We start from the raw sequence: 20,554 nt of genomic DNA, 5'->3' as shown, positions 1-20,554 counted from the left end.
TAATAATGACTGCGCTGATTACTCTTTCGCACGGCTCACGCCACCCGCAGGCTGTCGGTTTGATCAATGAGCTCAGCGCAGCAGCTGCGAACCGTGCTGGGCTGGAAGGCTACAGCAGCCACCTGGAATTCAACGAACCTGACCTGCGCACCGCCGTGGCCGAGGCCATCGCTGATGGGCACAAGCATATGGTGATCGTCCCGTTGCTGTTTACGCGTGGTTTTCACCAAAAAGTTGATGTTCCGGAACAACTCGCTGCGGTGCGCCAGCAGGCACAGCGCGCCGGGGCGGACGTGGAGCTTGCCGACGGGCTGGGCACCGGTGCTGCCATGGAGGAATTGCTGTCCCGGGTGATTGCTCGCGACGCTCCGGCTGGGGCGCACGTGGTGTTGGTGTCGGTGGGATCTTCTGATCATGCGGCCAATGCGAGCGTCGACAAGCTCGCCAGGCGTGTTGCTGCACGGCGTGCCGGCGGGAACCAGCCTTGTGCTCATCAGCCCGGCGCAAATCAGCCCGACGTAAATCAGCCCGCTGCCGAACAGAGCAGTGCCGGCGGTATCAGCGTGGTATTTGCGACCGGCCCGAACCGGTTGGCAGAGCTGGCCCAGCACCACGAGCGAATGCACCTGGTGCCGTTGTTTGTCAGCCATGGCTTGTTGCTGGATCGAATGTACCGGCAAGCCGAAGAAATAAATGCGGCACGAGCCGGTGCAGCACGAGCCGGTGCTTCGCAAGCAGGAGCATCCGCAGAACAAGAACGCAGAATCACCTATTCCCAACCACTAGGCACGGCACTCGCAGAGGTAGTAGCCGCGCAGATTTGAGGAAAATCATGAGAGGTTTAATTTTTATTGCCCTGGCTGGTTTCGCCGCGCAGCTTGTCGACGGCGGCATCGGCATGGGTTTCGGGGTGACCTCAACAACGATCCTCCTGGGCCTCGCTGGTTTGGGTGCTGCGCAAGCTTCGGCCGTGGTGCACGTGGCAGAACTCGGAACCACCGCGGTATCCGGTTTTAGCCACTGGCGCTTTGGCAACGTGGATTGGTCCGTGGTGGCGCGGCTGGGATTTCCCGGGGCACTCGCCGGGTTTGTTGGCGCAATGTTTTTATCTAATTTGCCACTGGATAAGGCACAACCGATTACCGCAGTCGTGTTGGTGGCCATCGGGGCAAACCTGGTGTGGCGATTTAGCCAAGGGCGCACGAAGCGCAAGCTGGCAAAAAAGGCGGAGTATTCCACACCATTTTTAGGATTTTTGGGTGCTCTGGGTGGTCTGGTGGATTCCACGGGTGGCGGAGGCTGGGGGCCGGTGACTACCTCCACGCTGCTGGGCGTCGGCAGGCAACAGCCGCGGTATATCGTCGGCACGGTTTCTGCCTCGGAGTTTCTGGTGGCCGCAGGGGCATCGGCTGGTTTTGTGGTGGGCCTGTGGGAGGAAATCGTTTCGCATACCGCCGCGGTTGTGGCCCTGCTGATTGGCGGAAGCATTGCTGCCCCCATCGCTGCCTGGCTGATTTCCCGCATTAACCCGGTTGCCCTGGGCGGGCTGGTGGGTTCGGCGATTATTGCGTTGAATATTCGCTACCTGCTGCCATTGGATACGGTATGGCCGGTGCAGCTAGCGATCATGGCGGTGGGGATCGCGTTGACCGTGCACGGGGTGCGCCGATACCGCACCCGCATGCGGGTGGAATCTTTGCAACGCGCAGCCGCAGCTAGCACCGAACCGCGCACAGAGCCGGTGGCTGATGGGGCGGCAACTCGGGGGCCAGCCGGTGCCGATCCGGACGCTACTGAGCAGAAGATTCCAGCCCGGCTACATCTCCGATGACGATCACCGCAGGTGGTTCCACCGAATTATCCGCAATGGTTGCGCCAAGCTGTTCGAGCTGGCAGCGGAACACCCGCTCGTCGGCAAGGCTTCCTTCCTGAATGACGGCGGCGGGGGTAGCTGCGGCCAGGCCAGCGTCGATAAGCGCATCCGCGATTGCACTGGCGTTGCGCACCCCCATGATGATGGACAGCGTGGCACCGGAGAGCGCCAGTGCAGACCAATCCACCAGGGATTTTTCGTGTCCCGGTGGCAGGTGCCCACTGACGACGGTGGCGGCATGCACGACGCCACGCTGGGTAACAGGTATGTGTGCCAACCCCGGAACAGCATAAGCGGAACTTACGCCGGGAATGACTTCGCAGGTGATCCCAGCTTCTGCGAGTGCCGTGATTTCTTCAAAACCGCGCCCGAACACAAACGGATCGCCGCCTTTGAGCCGCACCACCTTGTATCCGGCTTGGGTGTATTCGACGAGCATGCGGTTGATTTCTTCTTGGGCGACCTGCTTTTTATACGGCAGCTTGGAAGCGTCGACAAGCTTTTTGCTGGAAATATCGCACAATCGATCCAGAAACGGGGCGGGGCCCAGGTGGTCTGCGACGATGACATCAGCCTCGTGCAGCGCGGTTTGGCCGCGGAGCGTGATGAGATCCCACGCGCCGGGGCCGCCACCAATTAACTTGACTGGGTGCAAATGCTCGGCAGGGCCAGCGGCAGCGGCATCGGCGGCAGCATCGGCAGCAGCGGATGCGGCATCGGCAGCGGCAGAATCTGGAGTAGTCATGCCGCTAGTTTAGAACACCTGGTCATGCAGATCATATGCTCCACTAGGAAGATATTTTTCGACCGTGCTGCAATTTTGCTTCTCGTTTCCCGGGCCGAATTTTGGGACGAACTGCTCGGCATCCTGCTCGGCGATGGGGATGCTGGTTTCATGGTTTCCGTATACGTATCCGACGATGCCATGATCTGATTCAGTTTTTGCTACCTGGCATTTTACGGTGAACATTCCGTGGTCATTGTGAACTGGTGCAGTGGGTTTGCCGTTGTGCTCGGCGTCAGAGGAGTCAGCGGCATCAGAGGAGTCAGGTGCTTCTTGGTGCTGTGTTGCCGTGGCCGGTGATGTTGGGGACGTGGTGACTGGAATCTGCGTTTGAGACGTCGGAGGTTCGCTCTCGGCTGTGGAGCACGCCGATAACACAGAAAATGCTACTGCCGTCGGGATAAAAGCTGTCTGTAACCTCATAGATACAAGGTTACTGTGAATCCCGTCATAAAGACGCTAATTCGTCCAATTCTTTTCGTCGCTTGTGGACGAAGAAGTGCTGGTTTCGGTAAGCCCGAGAGCTTCTTTGAGAACCTCGTGTCGGATTTCTTCAGCTTCTTCTCGGGCGATTTCGGCAGCATGGATGTCTTCTTGATCTTCTAATGCTGCAACAGCGCGAGCATAAAATGAGGGGGAGACGACTACGGCGCGGGCGCGGCTTTGCTGGCTGGTGATGGTGACCGGCATGCGTTGTGCATCTTCAAGGACTTGGCTTTGGGATTGACGAAATTGGCTGACGGTCATTGATTTTGGTTCCATGTTTTTAACGTACATCTCAAATGAATTGAGTGGCGCGGGCGTGAATAAAAGCTAAACAGGGCGCTGGGCCCCAGCGCGATGTCATTAACTGCCTTAGGTCTGGTTCTCAGGCAGCGAAATAGACCGGAAATCGGGGTTAAACGACATACTTCGCCACTAATTGCCTCTCCAAGAATGTGAAATAGTTGACAAATCATCTTTTTTCTCAGGGTTGCAGTTATTGGGCTTCACGCATATCGTGCTTTCTCTCTATACCGCTTTGACCAGTGGGAATATACTCGGAAATAAGAATTTCCGGCCCGAAAGAGCGGCGTTTTTCTGCCTCTGCCGCAAGACTCATGAAGAAAAATCTCGCCAACAAAGATCCAACGAAGAGTATTCTCGGTGTCGTTGTCCTTCCGGGTGCAACGCACTTGCGGGTACAACACATCTGAAGAACATTAGATAGCTCACCTATATACAAGGAGGAAGTTATGCCTTCCGCACTATTCGTAGTTACCGCCGCTGATAAATGGACGCTGGCCGACGGCAGCGCCCGCCCTACCGGTTACTGGGCCGAAGAGCTGATTGCTCCACACCGCGTATTCAAAAACGCTGGATGGAACATTGACTTCGCGACGCCGAATGCAAAGGCTCCAGTAGTAGACCAGTACAGCCTCGATGTCCTGTCCGACAGCGAGCGCGCGGAATACGAGAACTACCTCGGAGAAATCGACTCGGAGCTGAACAACCCGCTTAATCTGGCTGATGTTAACGAGGCTGACTATGACCTCGTCTTTTACCCTGGTGGCCACGGTCCAATGGAAGACTTGGCTTATGACCAGGATTCCGCCAAACTGCTGCAGAGCCGTATTGAATCCGGTCGTGCGCTTTCCCTGGTATGCCACGCTCCAGCTGCTTTGCTCGCAATGGACAATGACAACTGGCCGCTTAAGGGCTACACGATGACTGGCTTTACCAACGCCGAAGAAGGCGAAGAGACCATCGCAGCTGCCAAGTGGGTAGTTGAGACTCGTCTGCGTGAGCTCGGTGCTGACTTTAAGCAGACCGATCCGATGCAACCGTACGTCGAAGTAGATCGAAACCTTTACACCGGCCAGAACCCAGCATCGTCTGAGCCTCTGGCACAGCGCATTCTGCGCGACTTTTAATACGACGAGCGCTGAAATAACCAGCTCTTCAACAGGGCTCTGACAAGCCCGCGCTAACCTGCTCCCAGGGCACCGTTTTGCCCAGGAGCAGGTTATTTGTCTCTAGCGAGTGCTTCTCCCACGCGTTTACCGGAATGGATGCAGCCGCCTAAGAAGGTGCCTTCCAGCGCGTTCTTGCCGTGCATGCCGCCACCGCCGAAACCAGCTGCCTCCCCGCAGGCAAACAAGCCAGGGATGATATTGCCGTCTGAATCGAGGCAGCGCCCGGAAAGGTCTGTTTCCAGTCCGCCCAGGGTTTTGCGGGTTAATACTTGCAGCCGTACAGCAATGAGCGGTCCATGTTTCGCATCTGCGAGTTTGTGTGGTGCGGCAGCGCGTACGATCTTATCGCCCAGAAATTTCCGGGCCGTGCGCAAGTAATTCACCTGGGCATCCTTGGAAAACGGGTTATCCAGCTGGGAATCCCGATCAGCGACGGTGCGTGCGACACGCTCGCGGTCCAGCAGGCCGTCGTCGGCAAGCGCGGCCATTTTTGCGGTTAACTCATCGAGGTTATCGGCGATCACCCAATCCACGCCATGGTCTTTGAAAGCCTGCACGGCCGGGTGTGTTTTGGGTCCAAGCTTGCTGGCCAGTTGCCGGATTGTTTTCTCCGTCAAGTCTGGGTTTTGTTCGGAACCAGAAAAAATGAATTCTTTATCCGCGATGGTGGAGTTCAACAAAAACCAGGAATAGCCGTGGCCTGTTTTACCAATATGGCTCAATGCAGCGAGGTTATCGGAGCCGGGAAACAGATTCGTGGGCAAGCGCTTGCCGGTAGCATCCAGCCACAACGACGACGGCCCGGGAATAATGCGGATGCCATGGTGCGGCCAGATGCTGTCCCAATTGTGCATTCCCTCTGGGTAGTGCCACATTCTGTCCGTATTCACTAGGCTTGCGCCGGCGTGCTTGGCGACGTCGATGCCGCTGCCGTCCACGTGCGCTGGAACGCCAGCTACTAGGTCGTCGGGACACGGGCCCCAGCGATCGCTTGGCCAGCTGGCGCGTACTTTTGCTAGATTGCCTCCGATTCCGCCGGTGGCGATGACCACGGATGCTGCATTCAGTTGAAATTCGCGCACGGCTTTTCTGCTTGAGGCCTGGCCGCGGGGTAGCGCATCATCTGCTGCTAATTCCACTCCACGGACACCGGTGACTCGGCCGGATTCGTCTTGTAGCAGGCCTTCCACGCGGTGGCGGAAGCGCCAGGTGAGTTGTCCGGTTGCTTCTGCCCGTTCGAGTGGTTCGCGGAAAACCCGTACCACTTCCGGGCCGGTGCCCCAGGTGAGATGGAATCGTGGAACGGAATTGCCATGACCACTGGCGTCGCCGCTACCGCGCTCGGCCCAGCCGATCGTCGGCAAGACATTGAGCCCGAGCTTTTTTAAATATTCGCGTTTTTCACCGGCCGCGAACTGCACGTATGCCTGGCCCCAGGCCTTCGGCCAACGATCATGGGGAGCGTCGTCATAATCCGCGCTGTTTTCCCAATCGCGCCAGGCGAGCTCATAAGAATCGCTCACCCGCATCAATTTTTGCTCCGGACTTCCCACATAAAACAAACCACCCAACGACCAGAAGGCTTGGCCGCCCAGGTTATTACGGTTTTCTTGGTCAAGGATCACGACCTGTTTCCCGCCCTGTAATGCCTCGTAGGCTGCAACCATGCCCGCCAGGCCGGAGCCGATGATGACGATGGGGGCGGCGGATGAGTCTGTGGGTGTTCCTGTGGGGCTGCTTTGCGACGATGTCTTGGGTGTTAGGTAAGTCATATTGCAAGTTTAAATTAATCGGCGATTCCGGGCAGCGGTGACGGCGGCGGTGCGCGATTCCAAGGCAGAGAATGAATCAACTTGTTGTATGGGAACCCCCTAAGCCGTACTGAGATTGAGACGGATAAGTGACTTACTACATCTTTCGAAGTCGAAATAATTTGTGTTACTTTAAAAGAGGTTTACGTATAATCCGGGTTGTCATGTATCTTGTCCACCCCTCATTTCGGAGGTTATCAGACAGTTTCAGCTACAGCCCTCTGATTATTTTCCTTCCTCTATTAGAAAGTCATTTCCGTGAGAACCGTTAGCCCTGTACTTGAAGTTCAAGCAGTTGCCGTCAAAGCGACCCCAAGGCACAGCCCCCCCCCCTCGCGTTACCACTAGATTTTGAGCTTACTCACGGGCAAAAGGCATTATTGTCAGGTCCTTCTGGATGCGGCAAGACTACATTCCTGAACGCAATCGTAGGCTTACACCCCCTACATGAAGGAAACGTAGTGCTACTTGACGAGTTCAACATATCTAAGACCTCAGTATCGACTCGCCAGAAATTACTCCGAAGCGATATTTCCTACGTTGGCCAAGAATTAGTAGCTTTCCCAGGCCTTACGGTAAAAGAATATTTAGAATTCAATCTACAAATTTGCAAGAAAAAGGTGAATTCAGGATTCTATGTCGGAATTCTTGAATCGTTAGGTGTAGAACACACTGTAAACCAGATGCTGAATGAACTCTCAAAGGGTCAATTACAGAGAGTCATGATCACTGGTGGACTCATACGACAACCTAAATTACTTCTACTTGACGAGCCGAGCAGTGCATTAGATAGCGACTCGCGGGACAGCTTATTCCGTGTCGTTGACGATGCGGTGCACGAGGGAACAGGTGTCCTCATGGTGTCACACGATCCAGTCGTCGAAAGCTTCGTTGATTCCGTAATCACTATGGAAAAGGACGATGCAAACCATGAATAAGAATCTTCAAAAAATTGGGGCGTCGATCGTCGGCGAGGCCAAAATATATTTCTTTGTCCTTGCACTAGCCCTCGGAATCACCACCAGCTTTGTTCTTGTTTTAGGTTCAGTTTGGTCGCGATTGATTGCTGAGTTTCCGGATGACCAATTCAAGTTTATTGGTGGCAATATGCTCTTTTGGGCGACATTTGTCGCCATCGCCATGAACATTCCGCTTGCAGTTCTCGGGTCTTTACTCCTTCGCGAGCAATCCATAACGCTTATACGCTTTGGACTAGGTCGGCGTCACTTTATCCGCGTAATGCTTGGGCAAATGTGGAAGCCGTTCGTCGGCGCCTTATTCCTCACAGTCGTGCTTTATTTACCATTTTCTACGCTGTTAGAATGGCTTCCCGATGATAATGGAAATCCATTAATCAGTGTCAGTGGATTTGGCGTTCCCACTTTTTTCGGCATAGTTCTCGCAATAATCAGCCTCTTCATTCCACTAACTATCTCAGTATTGTTTTTGAGCACGAATCTAGTGACGAGGGTGAACAATAGCTTCAGAAGGTTGCGCTCCATCAAACGCTGGCTCTTGCGGGGGATTTTCGCTTTAGGCGGGACGGCGTTAATTATATTCGGAATAGTCTATGAAAACGGACAACAAGGTGGAATTCTTTTTACGGTAGGGATACTGCTTGTTGGTTCTACTCTTGTTCCCCAGGCGGCTCCGCGTATTGCGCTTAATCTTACGACACTCGTTGCAAGGTTATCCTCGTACCGTCCCAGCCCCGTTTTGAGTAAATCTGTGACTTCTGAATACCGGTCACGTTTTTCAGGTATCTCGTTATTCCTGTTCCTCATTGCAAGCATCCCTGCGTTACTTTTCAGCGCATCTGGTATGCAAGCCCGAGCCATGGGAGAAGGGGGCATTGCGCAGTGGGACTTCTGGGTGCTCATGGCCGTGCCTCTAGCCTTTACGCTACTAGCGATTATCTCCGCAAGTCTCATACTTAGCCAATTGCTCAACCGCAGTCTCCATAAATTCCTCAAGCTAGGGATTATGAGTCGTGAATACCATTTCGCATTACTTCTCACACTTGCTTCAATAGTTTTTTCTTCGCAGGCATTAGTGCTTGCTTGCGTGTTTTTTCTAGGACTACTCATGATGTTCGTCTGGAATATCAGTTTGATTGAAATGTTGAGTGAGTTATATTGGCAACCACTAATATCTGTGTTTATTCTCGTTATGATTTTTGTGCCGCTCCTGTATCTGGGATTCTCTGGTGTAAAGGGCAAAGAGACTCAAACCACTTTGGCATCAAGGAAATAGTCTAAAAGGAATCTCTTGCCTAAGTGAAGTGCCCCAGATTTCGACTACGGCACACCCTGCGCAGTCTAAATTAATCGACGATTCCTGGCAGCCGTGACGGCGGCGGTGCGCGATTCCACACCCAATTTCTGAAAAATATGAATCAGGTGGGTTTTCACCGTCGCCTCAGAAATAAAAAGCTTCTTCGCCAAGGCCTTATTGCTCGCACCGGTGGCGAGTTCCCGCAGAATTTCAATTTCACGCTGCGAAAGGCTCTGCTGCGGTTGCGAAGTCCGCTGCGCCAGAGCCGCCGCCACATCCGGCGACAACGTGCGCTTGCCTTCATGGGTGGCGATGATGGCGTCGAATAAACGTGCCTCTGGCGAATCCTTCAGCAGATAGCCCAACGCACCGGCCTCAAGAGCAGCGACGATATCGGCTTCGGTGTCGTACGTCGTCAAGATCAACACTGGTGGACCGCTTGCCTTCGCTAATTTGCTGGTCGCGGTGATGCCATCGATCCCTGGCATCTGGATATCGCACACCACCACATCCACATCAGTGATGCTGCCGTCGACAAGCCCATCCACCGCGCTACCATCGGCGGCCTCGTGGGTGACATGCACCCCGTCGAAGCTATTCAGGATTGCGCGCAGGCCAGCGCGGACAACGGGGTGGTCGTCGAGAAGCATAACGCGGATCATGGTGGTCTCCTGGAGCTAGTTAGCTGGTGTGTGCTGCGAAGTCAGCGGGATGCGGGCCGCAACAACCGTGCCTTCACCCGGGGTCGATTCAATATTTACTGTGCCAGATAATGCAGCAATGCGTTGCTGAATACCACCAAGCCCGTAGCCGTGGCTGGATTCTTGCTGGGGTGCCTGCGCCGGGTCAAAACCACGGCCGTCGTCAAAAATATCGACGGTTAACTCATCGCCAAGCACCGCGACCGACACCACCGCATTATTAGCATGGGCATGCTTGGCGACGTTATTCAACGCTTCTTGCACACATCGCACCACCGCGGTGACCACCGACTCGGGTAACCGGCGGTGCGTATCACCAGAGAAATTCGCCCGGAATTCGGTGGATTCGCCCAGCCCGCTACCACGGCGACGCATGCGCTGGAGGATCTCTGTAATGGCATCTGGCAAATCTGCTTGCGCAGATGGCGCGGTCAGATCCCGCACGAAACGGCGGGCTTCTGCCAGGTTGTCGCGGGCGGTGTCCTCGATGGTAGAAAATACGTCTGTTGCTGCATTTTTGGACTCGGGCGATTCTTTGGTCGTAGCCGCCCCGGTGCTAGCGCTAGCCCGTCCAGCACGCGCCAACAACACGATGGAACTCAACCCCTGCGCGAGTGTGTCGTGAATATCGCGGGCCAGGCGCTCGCGCTCTTCCAAGCGCCCCGCCTGGTGCTCGGTGGCTGCTAGTTCCTGCTGGGTCGCGGCTAACTCTTCCGCGATACGACGCTGGGTCAATGCCTCACGGTGCAACGCGCGATAACTAACATAAATTGCTACGGCAAAAACGGTGCCGATGCCCGGGCCAATCGCCACCGCAATATGCCAATGCTGCGGGTGCAACCACGCAACCACGACCACCCCAGCAGCCCACAACACCGCAGCTGCCAGCAAGTTCGCCGGGCGGGGCAATACGGCAAGCGTGACAAAAACCAGCGGGAACAACACCCACAGAAAATCGTTCGCCAACACCAGTGCACTTAGCCACAGCACAACAACGGCGGCCCACCACCAGCGCGCGTTCCGTTGTTGATTCACCGTCGGGCTGGAAAAACTGCCCACACCGCGCCGGGATCGGTATTCCACGACGATGCCGGCCGCATAGACCAGCCCCAGCGCGGCCGCGACCAGCAAAACGACCGCAAGCCCGGCGTGCGCTGCGTCGTCGGCAAGCCAGACCCGCACCGCTCCAAGCACGAGGAGCGTGCAAAACATGGCGTGTAAGCCCACCCGCAGGTTGCGCAATACCGTGGACAGGCCGGGGCCTGCTGGGCTCGCAGGGCTTGTTGTGTTTGCGGGGCTGGATGCGGCAGAAGCGGCGAGATTTCTCGGCGTAGTCACCCCGCCTAGGTTAGTGCGGAAGGCTGGGTGGCCGCGATCAACCATCTGGTTGATAGCAGAATCAACTAGCACCCCGATGCCGCACTGAGCTGCAAAAATAACAATAGGTATTATGTTTTTGGCACTCAGAGATATCGTCTCCGCCCGCGGACGCTTTAGCTTGATTAGCTTCGTCGTCGGGCTGATAACCGTACTGTTGGTGATGCTCACTGGCCTGACCGGTGGGTTGGCTAAGCACAACACCTCCGCTCTGGAGGCCCTGGACCCTGAGCGATACGTGTTCACTAGTGACGAGCCGTCTTTTCAGGAATCACAAGTCACCACCTCTGATGTGCAGGAATGGCAGGAGCTTGTCGACGATGGCAGCCAGGTTATCCCGCTCGGTACCGCGCAAACCCGGTTGGAAGCTGGATCTGCGATGGGGGTCGCCGTGCTGGGCCTGCCAGCAGGGACTAAGGTTCCAGCGCCCGTAGTATCCGGTGCGGGTGCCGCGGGAACAGAAATAGCTGGTGCCACAGCCGCGGGTGCGGCAGCAGAAGCAGGAGCAGATTCGGCCGCGCCGCAGGAGCCGCAGGAGGCGGTGGTCGCCGAAGACGGCATCGTCGTCAGCCAAGAAATCGTTGCCGAGGCCGGTGTACAACCAGGTGAAATGGTAGAAATCGGTGGCGTCGAACAGCCCGTGAGTGCCGTCGTAGAAGACGAGCACTATTCGCACCAGCCCGTCGTCTGGGCAAGCACGCAGGTGTGGCAGCAGATTTCGCGCGCGCATGACGACGTCGTCGGCACTGTTCTGGCTGTGGATACTCGGGACCGGCAGGCGGGTGCTTTGAGCGATGCGGAATGGCAGGATGCCGAAAACCAGACTGGGGATAGTGTTGCAACAGTCGAGGATTCTTTTTCTGGCTTGGCTGCCTACCAGTCGGAGCAGGCATCGCTCCAGCTGATTCAGGTGTTGTTGTATGCCATTAGTGCTTTGGTGACCGTGGCGTTTTTGAGCGTGTGGACAATCCAGCGCAGCCGTGATCTCTCCGTGCTCCGCGCACTTGGTGCCAGCCCGGGGTATGTGTGGAAGGATGCGCTGGGACAAGCCGCTGTGGTGGTCGGCATCGGCGTTGTGCTTGGCGCCGGCGTCGGCTGGGCAGCAGGCGTGTGGGCCGGGGGTTCTGTTCCGTTTGATTTGCAGTGGACCACCATCGTGGTGCCCGCCGCGGGCATCTGGGTGCTCGGTATGTGTGGCGCACTGGTGGCAACCCGACGAGTGAAAAAGATTGATCCGGCATCGGCATTGGAGGGAAAATCCTAATGAATACTGAAAATAAAAACACACAAGTTAAAAATCCAGCGGTCGCTTGCCACAACGTCACCGTTGATTTCCCAGATGGCACCGGCACCGTGCGCGCTTTGGATCAGGTGTCTTTGCAGGTTTTTCCGGGGACGGTGACTGCCATCGTGGGCGAATCAGGATCCGGCAAATCCACTTTGCTTTCAGCTATGGCGGGGTTGTTGCAGCCCACGGAAGGTGAGGTGCGTATCGCCGGTGAACTGATGAGCGTCGGCTCGGAGGAAAAGCGCAGCGAATTACGGCGCCAGCACATCGGGATGATTTTCCAGCAGCCGAACTTGTTGGAATCGTTGTCTGTTGCCGAGCAGTTGCTGATCACCGACCATCTGCGTGGACGTACCCCGCGCCGGGAGCGGGCAGAAGAGCTGTTGGCCAAGGTGGGTTTGGAGGGGCTTGGCAGCCGCAGCGTCGGCAAGCTATCCGGTGGTCAACGGCAGCGGGTGAATATTGCACGCGCAGTGATGAATGATCCGGATGTTTTGCTTGCCGACGAACCTACTTCCGCGCTGGATCAGGAATTGTCGCAAGAGATCATGCAACTATTGCAGCAGGTATCACGCGATTTGGGGATCGCTACGTGCGTTGTCACCCATGACCGGGGAATGCTGAAATACGTGGATGACGTGGTGGAAGTAATCGACGGCAAAATCAAGTAAAAATTTCACATATGGGTATCGCTGATAGCCGCATGAGGTTTAAAGTATCGATTTGTGATTTTCCATTCAGGCGCACGCCGCCGACGGGGTTTTAGCCCCGCGCAGCTGGTCTCCGTGAGCTTCCTGCTGCTCATTCTCGCGGGCACAGTCCTTTTGTTGCTGCCCGTATCCCGCAGTGGGGTGGACAACCCGGAGGTCACCACTGCACTATTCACCGCTACGTCCGCGGTGTGCCTCACCGGCTTAACAGTTGTGGATACAGCGACTTACTGGTCTCATTTCGGACAGGTAATCATCTTGGTGCTTGTCCAGATCGGTGGTCTTGGCATCATGACCTTGGCCACGGTGGTGAGTTTTGTGCTGGCCGGGCAGATGGGCGTCAAGGGGCGGCTTCGTGCCGTTGCAGAACAACGCGGAAGAAACCTCGGTGAGGTGCGCACGGTCATCCTCGGCACAATTGGTTTTTCCTTAGCCGTGGAATTCGTGATCACCGTAGTACTCACTATCCGTTTTGCCACGAAATACGGATATGCCTTCCTGCCCGCAGTATGGCAGGGGGCCTTTCACGCCATTTCTGCATTCAACAATGCAGGATTCGGACTCCAGTCCAACAACTTGATTCCCTACGTCAACGATTCTGGAATTATCTTGCCGGTCGCCGCGGGCGTGATCGTCGGTGGTTTGGGGTTTCCGGTACTGCTAGAGATCAAGGAGCGGCGTTGTTCGAAAGTTCAACGCCCGCGGTCGTTGACTTTGTTGTTTACCCTGGTTGGCACCGCGATTTTGCTGGTTGTCGGCACCATCGGGTTTGGGATCATGGAATGGACGAACAGCTTGCGCGACCTGAGCCCGTGGTCGGCGGTGCAAGCGGCATTTTTTCATTCTGTATCCACCCGCACTGCCGGATTCAACTCGGTTGATCTATCGAACCTGCGGCCTTCTTCGCTGATGTTGACGGATTTTTTGATGTTCATCGGTGGCGGATCCGGCGGTACCGCAGGCGGAGTGAAAGTAACCACCGCCGCCGTACTAGTGGCAGTGTTGATCGCCGAAGTGCGCGGTGACGACGAGCTACTGGTTGCTGGTCGGCGCATACCCGGGCGTATCGTGCGTCAGTCGATGGCAGTATTCATGATGGCTTTCATTCTGATTGCTGGCTCCATTATGGGGTTACAAATGCTGCTACCGCAGTTCAACTCCCACCAGATCACCTTTGAAACCATCTCTGCATTCGCTACCGTTGGTCTGACCACCGGTATTACTCCGGATCTGCCGGAATTCGCGCGTGTATGGCTGGTAGTGCTGATGTATGCCGGGCGTATCGGCCCCATCACGGTTGTCGCCGCCCTAGCTGCCCGCACCAACCAACGCCGCTATTCATTCCCCGTAGAAAGGCCTTTCATTGGCTAAGCTGTTATTCCACCACGCTAAACAACCCGTCGTTATCATTGGCCTTGGCCGATTTGGCATGGCGTTGGGTGAGGAACTAGTCCAATCCGGTGTAGAAGTACTGGGCATCGATGTAGACGAAGCGGTAGTAACCAAAGCCGCCTCGCTACTCACACACGCCGTCGTCGCCGAAACCACCGACCAAGAAGCACTACGCCAACTCGGCGTACACGATGCACACCGAGTGGTGATCGGCATCGGATCCGATATGGGGGCGTCGCTATTAACGGCATCTGCCGTGATGGATCTGGGCGTGCCTAACGTTTGGGCGAAAGCAGACAACCAGCAACAGGCCAAGATCCTGACACAAATTGGCGTGCACCACGTTGTGCGCCCAGAGCGGGATACTGGCCGACGCGTGGCACATTTGATTGCTGGGCACGTGCAGGAATACATCGAGTTCGATTCTGATTTCGCCATGGCTAAGCTAGCCCCACCGCTGTGGATGCATGGGCGGAAGGTAGAACAAACCCCGCAGGGGATCGCCATTGTTGCAGTGCGCTCGGCAGATGCGCACTTTTCTGCTCCACCTGCCGGTTACGTGCTCCGCTCCGGCGACCTCGTGATTGCCGCCGGGCGGATCAATGACCTCGACAAGTTCGCGGATTCTTAACGCCGAATCTGCGCATACCAATTATTCTTTATTTGCCATTTCTCTCGCGGTGTGTGCATCCGGGCCAACAGCACGGGCGACGTTTGCCTTCGTGGAGCTCTTCGCAGGTGCGTCGGATGCGGCGGGCGCGGGTTTCTTTCTTTTTTGCATCTGATACCCAGCAGATGAATTCATTGCGAGCTAGTAGGGTGAGTCCGTTCCACAGTTCTGCGAGATTTTCGCGGTCTAGGGCCTGTTGCAGGTCGTCGGGTAGTGGGTGGACGGCGCCGTCGTAAAGCACAGCTTGTGTTGTCATGACAACCAATTTAGTGGAAGTGGTTCGGCAAGGGCTATTCAGTGTTCTTTGGCGTAATTCCTAGTATGGCATTGTTGGCTGTCTGACGTGCTCAGATTTTGCCACCTAGTCGGACGGAATAGAACGTGGGATACTTCATTCTCTATCGAAAAGGGGGTCGCTGAAAAGAAGTTGGACGGCACCGTGATTGTCCATGATCAGAACGGAAAAGTTGCTGCTATCCTCCAGAAATCTTTCCTTTTGGGAGCAGGGCTAGCCGTAGCGGTAGCTGTGATAGGTGCCGGTGCTGCTAGTGTCGGAGGAGGTTACACTTGCGGTAAAGCTGCGATAGGCCGTTAACTACCCAGGCAAATAGAAATAGTCTAGAGAGATGATCCTTTTGAAGAATTCCCCACAACGAACTGTAGGGTTTTGGTTTTCCGTTATCGGCTGGCTTATTTTAACCTTCGGCGTAGGCTATGTAATCGCTAGCGGAAATACTGTTGCTACAGTCTTTCTGTCAGCCTCATGGGTACTTTTGACTGTTTCAATGGTTGCCCGGTTTTCTAAATAAAAAGGGAATCCTTTTAGTGCACAGATTCGCTGTCCTAAGAGCTCTTGCTCTAGGACAGCCAATTGAGGGGTAAGTATCCAAAAACAGGATGCGGACATTTTTAAAAATATTCAGAGTAGTAGCTTGCGTCGGCGTTGATTCGGGTAAATGCCTAGGAACAAAACCTGGTACACTTCAGGCACTTCACGGTGGTGTATGCGTTACAACACGCGCAGGCGGTATTCCTGGTGCAATCTTGTGGCTCCTGATGTCTTTGAAGCCGAGACTTCAGCTACACTGACTAAAGCAGCATAGCTAACCCCCGACGCGTCCACTTTCCGGGGGTCAGGCCCGTATCGCCGATGTACAGCAAAAAATATGTAGGCATACTTCATAAAATCTATTTTTAACTCTTTGAAAGGACTGTTATGACGCGTTATTTCACAGCTTGGATAACCTTTATGGTTGTATTGTCGATTGCTGGGATTATATTTGATGGATTTGACTCGAAGCAAAGTATTGCTGTTACTGTCATTGTTTCTTTAGCTTCTGCTGCCGTAATCTACTGGCTACATCCGTTCTCCACCAATCTAGAAAAATAGTCAAATAATTTGTACTGGAGCGTACTGGGTTTAGTTTCGCTTTGTAAAGGCCGTTAACTGGCCCGATCGCTATGGTGCACCAGCTGGTTTCCATGGATTTGACCGGTGGCGGTGAGAGCATGTTCCACAGCCTTGATGGGTAGCACATCGGAGCGCACCGTCTAGCGTGTAGTAACACCAGCAATTTTCCGACTGAAGACATCTACGGCAAACGCGGTGTAGCCACATCTTGGCAGGGTGCGAACGTAAGTAATCTCGACAGCCCAAGGCTTGCCTGGTGCTTGTGCACGAAAGTTTCGTTGAACCAGGTCCAGGCGATGATCAGGTGCCTTCGGGCTGATTGTGATTACCGGATAACGCCCAAGATGTCGGCCACTGACACCGGCTAGTTTTTTAAAAAAACATGCGGTCTTGTCGCGGGCTAGGTGAAAGCCTTCACGGTTCATGGCATGCCACATTGTACAGATAGCGTAGACCGAAAAGTTTTCTGCATGGACTCGTTGAATCTCTTCGGATGAGCAGACTATTGCTTAAGGTTCTTACGCTGGGAAGGCGTGTGACGGCTTTGCGATAAACGCGTAAGGTAATGGAATCCACGATCCGCAGGGTCAAGGACGAGGCAGATGGCCCCGGGGCCCACGCTATTTCTTGTATGTGTTGATGTAGGAGATCATGCGCTTGTGGAGTAGTCAACTCTCGCTGCGAAAAAACCGACGCGGTCTTGAGGATCCCATTTGCTCGTTTGGTTTCGCGGTTTTCTCGGCGCAGGCGCCCTAAGATCTTCTTCCATTGACTCGCCACCAGACGGTTCAGCATGATCACAAGCTGTGGCGCTCTGTGGTGCTGTCGCGGTAGAAAGCCCACAACGTGTGGTGGGATACACCAGGCAGCTCGCCGACCTCTATTTAAGTGCGCTGCAGTGATCAGGATGCCAAGCGGCAGATGTCAACAATCTGATGGACCACTTTCTCCTTGAACTCGACGAAATGCTTTCTAGGCATAGTATCCAATCCTAGTGGAGCTGAGGTAGGAACTAAGACCAGGACGCTTCACATTCTCAATACTTATCACCGACAACTACACAAGCTGAAAACGATAATATTTGTCATTTTTTAATGTGAAGATCATTCTGAAGAATTGAAGCACGCCTTACGTCCAACTTTTGCGAGGATCTTCTCGCGCTACCCGTCGCACCTGGGAATCCTCCATCGTCCAGGAAGGGTAACTCGTGTCAATGGCTCTTAGTACTGTTATCAGGTCATTGAGTCGTCCTCGGACGTTGGTTTCTAAAAGGTTTTCTTGGTGCGATACTCGGTTACGTAAACGTGTCAGCCGTTCAACCTTCTTGCCAATATTTTCCCTCCATTGGTCTTCAATACCAGCGTTGGGAAAGGCGTGGTGGAGACACTCCTTCCACAGTCTTTTGGCGTTTGAACGATGGTCCGGCAATGCCTCTCCGAGAAGATTCGACCAATTACCTAACGTGAATTGAGCTATTACATCATCGTGACTGGGCGGAGCGTTCTTGCGTGTGTGTCCATTACCTCGACGTTGAGATTCTTTCCGGGCCCATTTTCTAGCCTGCCCCATAGGCGTTTTGAACATGTCGTACAACAACTGGTTTGATTGGTATTCAAGAGACCAATCTCTGCAGCCCTTTTCCTTATAGTTCCAGTCCTGAAGCGCATTGTTCATCGCGTTGCGTGTTAGAACCTCAAAGTAAGACAACTGAGAGTGTAAAGCGCCGGCTAGCCGAGTATTCCAGCGGTACAGTGCTACCGCCTTTTCTGTATCGTTTCCTGCAGCTGTGTAGTATGTTTTGAAACGAGCCGCGCCAAGCATGGTTTCTAGTTCATTTTTGTCCTTCATACGCTTAATGATATGCTCGGGCGTGTGAGCGTCAATGTAGATTGGCGCACCATACCCCACGACCCCAAGCTTTGTGCTTGGGGTCGTTGATTTTCAGGGTTAATAGACAAAGGGGTGGAATTCGGGGTTAAGGGACAAAAATCGGACACCCTCGGGCATTCAGTTCAAATGAGATGAGCTATTTGTTTGAACATATTCATAAAGCGGAAACCTGTGAAAAGCTCGGTTTGGTGACAAGCGCCAACCAGGTCTCCTCTAAACCCGAGCCAACTGAATAAAATCGGGATAAGCTTTACTAGTGTTGGATTGAGAAATCTCACGATAGTGGTGAAGGATAAACTCGCCATTCTTTGACGTTAGCCCACCGAAGCGAGGACACCGTAATGATTCAGAAAATCCCGTTGAAAGCTTGGGAATTAATGTTTTCTTTATTGGTGCTCTTTTGGGCTCTCTTTTACGTTTCTATAGCGTTTGATGGCGGACTGCATAGATCCATTCAAGCTGCTTTGGCTGTTGCTTTTGTGCCTGTCAGCTTTGTCTGGCGGATTAAACCCATATTGTCTTCATTCTTGATGGTGATGATTCTGTATGCATGGTCCATTAATTGGATTACCGCACTCCCAACTAACCTGGGATTAACTCCTTTCTTCTTATTTCTTCCGGTCGCCGTATATGGGGTTTCGCGACAATCTGACAGTAGAAGGTGGGTGACTGGCATTGCACTGTTAGCTTTTGTTTATTGCATTATCTCTCCAGTCATGTGGCAATTTGGGACTGACGCAATGGCCTACCGTAGCCTTGAACAGGCCATCTCATGGCTCCTAGTACAGTGGCTCGCGCTTTCCATTGTCCTGCAATTCGGTCGGGCTGAACGGAAACAAGAACAGCAGCGGGAACTCGATAGAAGAAGAAAGGAACAGTCAAATTTAGAGAAGTTAAGAAAAATTCAAGCCCAAGAAAGGATGCAGATTGCGCGAGAAATTCATGATGTCCTTGCCCATAGTTTGACATTAATTAATGTCCAAGCATCTGCAGGCGAAATAGCTGGGAAAGCCTCTGCCGATAATAGCAACAACGCACAAGAGGAAGCTCTAAGGAATATTCGTAGAATTAGTTCTGATTCGTTAGTGGAAGTTCGTGGGATTGTTCGAGCATTGAGAGATAACATTAGTAAAAGCCAGGAGCAAGGCCTCACTGGGCTAAGCAATATGCATTCTCAATTAGAGAATTTTTCTAAAGCTGGACTCAAAATCCACGCTGATTTGCCATCTCCAGAAGAGATGCAGGAACTTGTACAATCTGTACCTTTAATTACTCAATTGGCTGTACGTAGAATCATCGATGAGTCACTGACGAATATCCTTCGTCACCAGGGTGTTGAGACGTCTACGAGTATAAAGATGTTGATTTCGTTTGCTGCTAACGAGCTTTCTTTGGTTATTACAAGCAAATCAAAAGGAAAGAGCGTTGAAGTGTTTGAGGGCTCGGGAAGCGGCTTAATTGGTATGCAAGAAAGAGTTGCCAATCTCGGCGGCTGGATTACTTTCAAGCACAAAGATGGTATGTTCTCCGTAACAGCTTCGGTGCCGATTCTGCCGGGATAGTATCCCCGCATGGGGAAAGTGTGAATTTCTTAAGCAGTGGTAGAGATGAAGATTCGAGTACTAATCGCAGATGACCAGCCGCTAATGGCTTCTGCCTTGAAGACTATTTTAAGTACTCAAGCAGATCTTGAAGTTGTTGGCCTGGCGCAAAATGGGATTGAAGCGGTGCAGATTGCCTCCCGATGGAAGATTGACGTCGCGGTGCTGGATATTCAAATGCCACAAATGAACGGGTTGGAAGCTGCGAAACAAATCTTAAAAGAGCATAAAGATACTAAGGTGCTGATGCTGACAACTTTCAGCGACGATAATCTAGTGGAAGACGCCCTAGAAGTCGGAGTTCACGGGTTCCTACTCAAAGACATTGATCCTGAAAATCTCATCAGTTCTGTACGTCGAATTTATGAAGGAGCTTCGGTACTTTCTCCGGATGTGACTAACTTCGTATTCGAGGAATTTCGGCGAAGATCAACCTGGAAGCATAAACCCACGGATGATGAAATCGAGATAGTGAACTCTCTGACCGAACGTGAAAAACAAGTCTTAGGACGGGTTGCCTGTGCGGAGACGAATGCAGAGATTGCGGGTGCTCTTTTTATAGGTACCGCGACGGTCAAGACATATGTTTCTCGGCTGATAAATAAATTAGGAGTTCGAGATCGCGTTGGTTTAGCTGTCTGGGCACACAAAAACCACTTGACGAATCCAGAAGAATAATCGCAGTTTTAAGCATCTGGACAAACGGCTCGCTTCATTCTCTAGACTGATGCCGTATTCAGTCGCCTGGCGTAGTAAGAGGTCGTGAAAAACGTCCTAGAGATAGATGCTTTTATCTCAGGTGCGCCGCATCATAGAG

General features: G+C 53.5%; 19 protein-coding genes and 2 pseudogenes. 12 read left to right on the top strand and 9 right to left on the bottom strand.

The annotated features are described in order from the left end of the window. Nucleotides 1-5 precede the first annotated feature (5 nt). Complete coding sequence (locus L9H78_RS10060) at nucleotides 6-824, top strand: sirohydrochlorin chelatase (RefSeq protein WP_249620000.1); 819 nt, start codon at nucleotides 6-8, stop codon at nucleotides 822-824. 8 nt (nucleotides 825-832) lie between these two features. Then, nucleotides 833-1,831 (top strand): sulfite exporter TauE/SafE family protein, encoded by a 999-nt coding sequence (locus L9H78_RS10055; protein ID WP_064833035.1) that lies wholly within the window; start codon nucleotides 833-835, stop codon nucleotides 1,829-1,831. Here the strand turns inward: L9H78_RS10055 and cobA are convergent. Genes cobA through L9H78_RS10040 form a run of 3 tightly spaced genes read right to left on the bottom strand, consistent with a single transcriptional unit; the run spans nucleotide 1,791 to nucleotide 3,419 of the window. Continuing rightward, entirely contained in the window at nucleotides 1,791-2,618 is an 828-nt protein-coding gene (cobA, locus tag L9H78_RS10050; RefSeq protein WP_249619999.1) for a uroporphyrinogen-III C-methyltransferase, read from the bottom strand. The genes L9H78_RS10055 and cobA overlap by 41 nt on opposite strands. A gap of 9 nt (nucleotides 2,619-2,627) precedes the next feature. Next, entirely contained in the window at nucleotides 2,628-3,080 is a 453-nt protein-coding gene (locus L9H78_RS10045; RefSeq protein WP_249619998.1) for a hypothetical protein, read from the bottom strand. 36 nt (nucleotides 3,081-3,116) lie between these two features. Beyond that, a complete protein-coding gene (locus tag L9H78_RS10040; protein WP_249619997.1) occupies nucleotides 3,117-3,419 on the bottom strand; it encodes a prevent-host-death family protein in 303 nt (100 codons plus the stop codon). A gap of 473 nt (nucleotides 3,420-3,892) precedes the next feature. Between L9H78_RS10040 and L9H78_RS10035 the strand changes: the two genes are divergently transcribed. Beyond that, a complete protein-coding gene (locus tag L9H78_RS10035; protein WP_249619996.1) occupies nucleotides 3,893-4,570 on the top strand; it encodes a type 1 glutamine amidotransferase domain-containing protein in 678 nt (225 codons plus the stop codon). A gap of 92 nt (nucleotides 4,571-4,662) precedes the next feature. Here L9H78_RS10035 and L9H78_RS10030 read toward each other — a convergent pair whose 3' ends face one another. Next, on the bottom strand, nucleotides 4,663-6,279 hold the full coding sequence (locus L9H78_RS10030; protein WP_249620793.1) for an FAD-binding dehydrogenase: 1,617 nt from the start codon (nucleotides 6,277-6,279) through the stop codon (nucleotides 4,663-4,665). A gap of 500 nt (nucleotides 6,280-6,779) precedes the next feature. Here L9H78_RS10030 and L9H78_RS10025 point away from each other — a divergent pair. Both L9H78_RS10025 and L9H78_RS10020 read left to right on the top strand, forming a co-directional pair. Continuing rightward, nucleotides 6,780-7,361, top strand: a pseudogene (locus tag L9H78_RS10025) (ABC transporter ATP-binding protein); the annotation flags it as partial. Then, nucleotides 7,354-8,676 carry a hypothetical protein gene (locus L9H78_RS10020; protein ID WP_249619994.1) on the top strand — a complete coding sequence of 441 codons (1,323 nt, stop codon included), beginning with the start codon at nucleotides 7,354-7,356 and terminating at the stop codon, nucleotides 8,674-8,676. The pseudogene L9H78_RS10025 and the gene L9H78_RS10020, both read left to right, overlap by 8 nt. A 65-nt stretch (nucleotides 8,677-8,741) precedes the next feature. Here L9H78_RS10020 and L9H78_RS10015 read toward each other — a convergent pair whose 3' ends face one another. After that, on the bottom strand, nucleotides 8,742-9,359 hold the full coding sequence (locus tag L9H78_RS10015; RefSeq protein WP_249619993.1) for a response regulator: 618 nt from the start codon (nucleotides 9,357-9,359) through the stop codon (nucleotides 8,742-8,744). 15 nt (nucleotides 9,360-9,374) lie between these two features. Next, nucleotides 9,375-10,736, bottom strand: a complete 1,362-nt coding sequence (locus L9H78_RS10010) for a sensor histidine kinase (protein WP_249619992.1) — start codon at nucleotides 10,734-10,736, stop codon at nucleotides 9,375-9,377. Between the two features lie 112 nt (nucleotides 10,737-10,848). Here L9H78_RS10010 and L9H78_RS10005 point away from each other — a divergent pair, with 112 nt between their 5' ends. Genes L9H78_RS10005 through L9H78_RS09990 form a run of 4 tightly spaced genes read left to right on the top strand, consistent with a single transcriptional unit; the run spans nucleotide 10,849 to nucleotide 14,796 of the window. Then, on the top strand, nucleotides 10,849-12,039 hold the full coding sequence (locus L9H78_RS10005; protein ID WP_249619991.1) for an ABC transporter permease: 1,191 nt from the start codon (nucleotides 10,849-10,851) through the stop codon (nucleotides 12,037-12,039). Beyond that, complete coding sequence (locus L9H78_RS10000) at nucleotides 12,039-12,734, top strand: ABC transporter ATP-binding protein (RefSeq protein WP_249619990.1); 696 nt, start codon at nucleotides 12,039-12,041, stop codon at nucleotides 12,732-12,734. The genes L9H78_RS10005 and L9H78_RS10000 overlap by 1 nt, the downstream gene beginning before the upstream one ends. Nucleotides 12,735-12,788: 54 nt before the next feature. After that, a complete protein-coding gene (locus L9H78_RS09995) occupies nucleotides 12,789-14,144 on the top strand; it encodes a TrkH family potassium uptake protein (RefSeq protein WP_249619989.1) in 1,356 nt (451 codons plus the stop codon). After that, a complete protein-coding gene (locus L9H78_RS09990) occupies nucleotides 14,137-14,796 on the top strand; it encodes a potassium channel family protein (protein ID WP_249619988.1) in 660 nt (219 codons plus the stop codon). The genes L9H78_RS09995 and L9H78_RS09990 overlap by 8 nt, the downstream gene beginning before the upstream one ends. Nucleotides 14,797-14,824: 28 nt before the next feature. On the opposite strand, the gene L9H78_RS09985 is transcribed toward L9H78_RS09990, so the two are convergent. Further along, the gene (locus L9H78_RS09985; protein WP_249619987.1) at nucleotides 14,825-15,091 is read right to left on the bottom strand and encodes a YdeI/OmpD-associated family protein; all 267 of its coding nucleotides are present in this window, start codon (nucleotides 15,089-15,091) and stop codon (nucleotides 14,825-14,827) included. Nucleotides 15,092-16,051: 960 nt separating this feature from the next. On the opposite strand from L9H78_RS09985, the gene L9H78_RS09980 reads away from it, so the two are divergent. Continuing rightward, nucleotides 16,052-16,225, top strand: coding sequence for a hypothetical protein (locus L9H78_RS09980; protein ID WP_174233991.1), 174 nt, complete (start codon nucleotides 16,052-16,054; stop codon nucleotides 16,223-16,225). 56 nt (nucleotides 16,226-16,281) lie between these two features. On the opposite strand, the pseudogene L9H78_RS09975 reads toward L9H78_RS09980, so the two are convergent. Further along, a pseudogene (locus L9H78_RS09975) lies at nucleotides 16,282-17,226 on the bottom strand (transposase domain-containing protein); the annotation flags it as partial. Between the two features lie 148 nt (nucleotides 17,227-17,374). Continuing rightward, on the bottom strand, nucleotides 17,375-18,094 hold the full coding sequence (locus tag L9H78_RS09970; protein WP_249619986.1) for an Abi family protein: 720 nt from the start codon (nucleotides 18,092-18,094) through the stop codon (nucleotides 17,375-17,377). A 383-nt stretch (nucleotides 18,095-18,477) separates the two neighbouring features. Between L9H78_RS09970 and L9H78_RS09965 the strand changes: the two genes are divergently transcribed. After that, nucleotides 18,478-19,698 carry a sensor histidine kinase gene (locus L9H78_RS09965; protein ID WP_065420333.1) on the top strand — a complete coding sequence of 407 codons (1,221 nt, stop codon included), beginning with the start codon at nucleotides 18,478-18,480 and terminating at the stop codon, nucleotides 19,696-19,698. 45 nt (nucleotides 19,699-19,743) lie between these two features. Beyond that, nucleotides 19,744-20,415, top strand: coding sequence for a response regulator (locus L9H78_RS09960; protein WP_049149494.1), 672 nt, complete (start codon nucleotides 19,744-19,746; stop codon nucleotides 20,413-20,415). Nucleotides 20,416-20,554: the final 139 nt, after the last annotated feature.

This window comes from Corynebacterium pseudodiphtheriticum, assembly GCF_023509295.1.
GTDB classification, from domain to species: Bacteria; Actinomycetota; Actinomycetes; order Mycobacteriales; family Mycobacteriaceae; genus Corynebacterium; species Corynebacterium pseudodiphtheriticum.
The sequence above is the reverse complement of the archived record's forward strand: the minus strand, read 5'-3'. Positions and strand labels throughout refer to the sequence as shown.

Coding starts and splice junctions, on each gene's coding strand:
- L9H78_RS10060 (WP_249620000.1), top strand. CDS start 6: ATGACTGCGCTGATTACTCTTTCGCACGGCTCACGCCACCCGCAGGCT.
- L9H78_RS10055 (WP_064833035.1), top strand. CDS start 833: ATGAGAGGTTTAATTTTTATTGCCCTGGCTGGTTTCGCCGCGCAGCTT.
- cobA (WP_249619999.1), bottom strand. CDS start 2,618: ATGACTACTCCAGATTCTGCCGCTGCCGATGCCGCATCCGCTGCTGCC.
- L9H78_RS10045 (WP_249619998.1), bottom strand. CDS start 3,080: ATGAGGTTACAGACAGCTTTTATCCCGACGGCAGTAGCATTTTCTGTG.
- L9H78_RS10040 (WP_249619997.1), bottom strand. CDS start 3,419: ATGGAACCAAAATCAATGACCGTCAGCCAATTTCGTCAATCCCAAAGC.
- L9H78_RS10035 (WP_249619996.1), top strand. CDS start 3,893: ATGCCTTCCGCACTATTCGTAGTTACCGCCGCTGATAAATGGACGCTG.
- L9H78_RS10030 (WP_249620793.1), bottom strand. CDS start 6,279: ATGGTTGCAGCCTACGAGGCATTACAGGGCGGGAAACAGGTCGTGATC.
- L9H78_RS10020 (WP_249619994.1), top strand. CDS start 7,354: ATGAATAAGAATCTTCAAAAAATTGGGGCGTCGATCGTCGGCGAGGCC.
- L9H78_RS10015 (WP_249619993.1), bottom strand. CDS start 9,359: ATGATCCGCGTTATGCTTCTCGACGACCACCCCGTTGTCCGCGCTGGC.
- L9H78_RS10005 (WP_249619991.1), top strand. CDS start 10,849: ATGTTTTTGGCACTCAGAGATATCGTCTCCGCCCGCGGACGCTTTAGC.
- L9H78_RS10000 (WP_249619990.1), top strand. CDS start 12,039: ATGAATACTGAAAATAAAAACACACAAGTTAAAAATCCAGCGGTCGCT.
- L9H78_RS09985 (WP_249619987.1), bottom strand. CDS start 15,091: ATGACAACACAAGCTGTGCTTTACGACGGCGCCGTCCACCCACTACCC.
- L9H78_RS09980 (WP_174233991.1), top strand. CDS start 16,052: ATGACGCGTTATTTCACAGCTTGGATAACCTTTATGGTTGTATTGTCG.
- L9H78_RS09970 (WP_249619986.1), bottom strand. CDS start 18,094: ATGAAGGACAAAAATGAACTAGAAACCATGCTTGGCGCGGCTCGTTTC.
- L9H78_RS09965 (WP_065420333.1), top strand. CDS start 18,478: ATGATTCAGAAAATCCCGTTGAAAGCTTGGGAATTAATGTTTTCTTTA.
- L9H78_RS09960 (WP_049149494.1), top strand. CDS start 19,744: ATGAAGATTCGAGTACTAATCGCAGATGACCAGCCGCTAATGGCTTCT.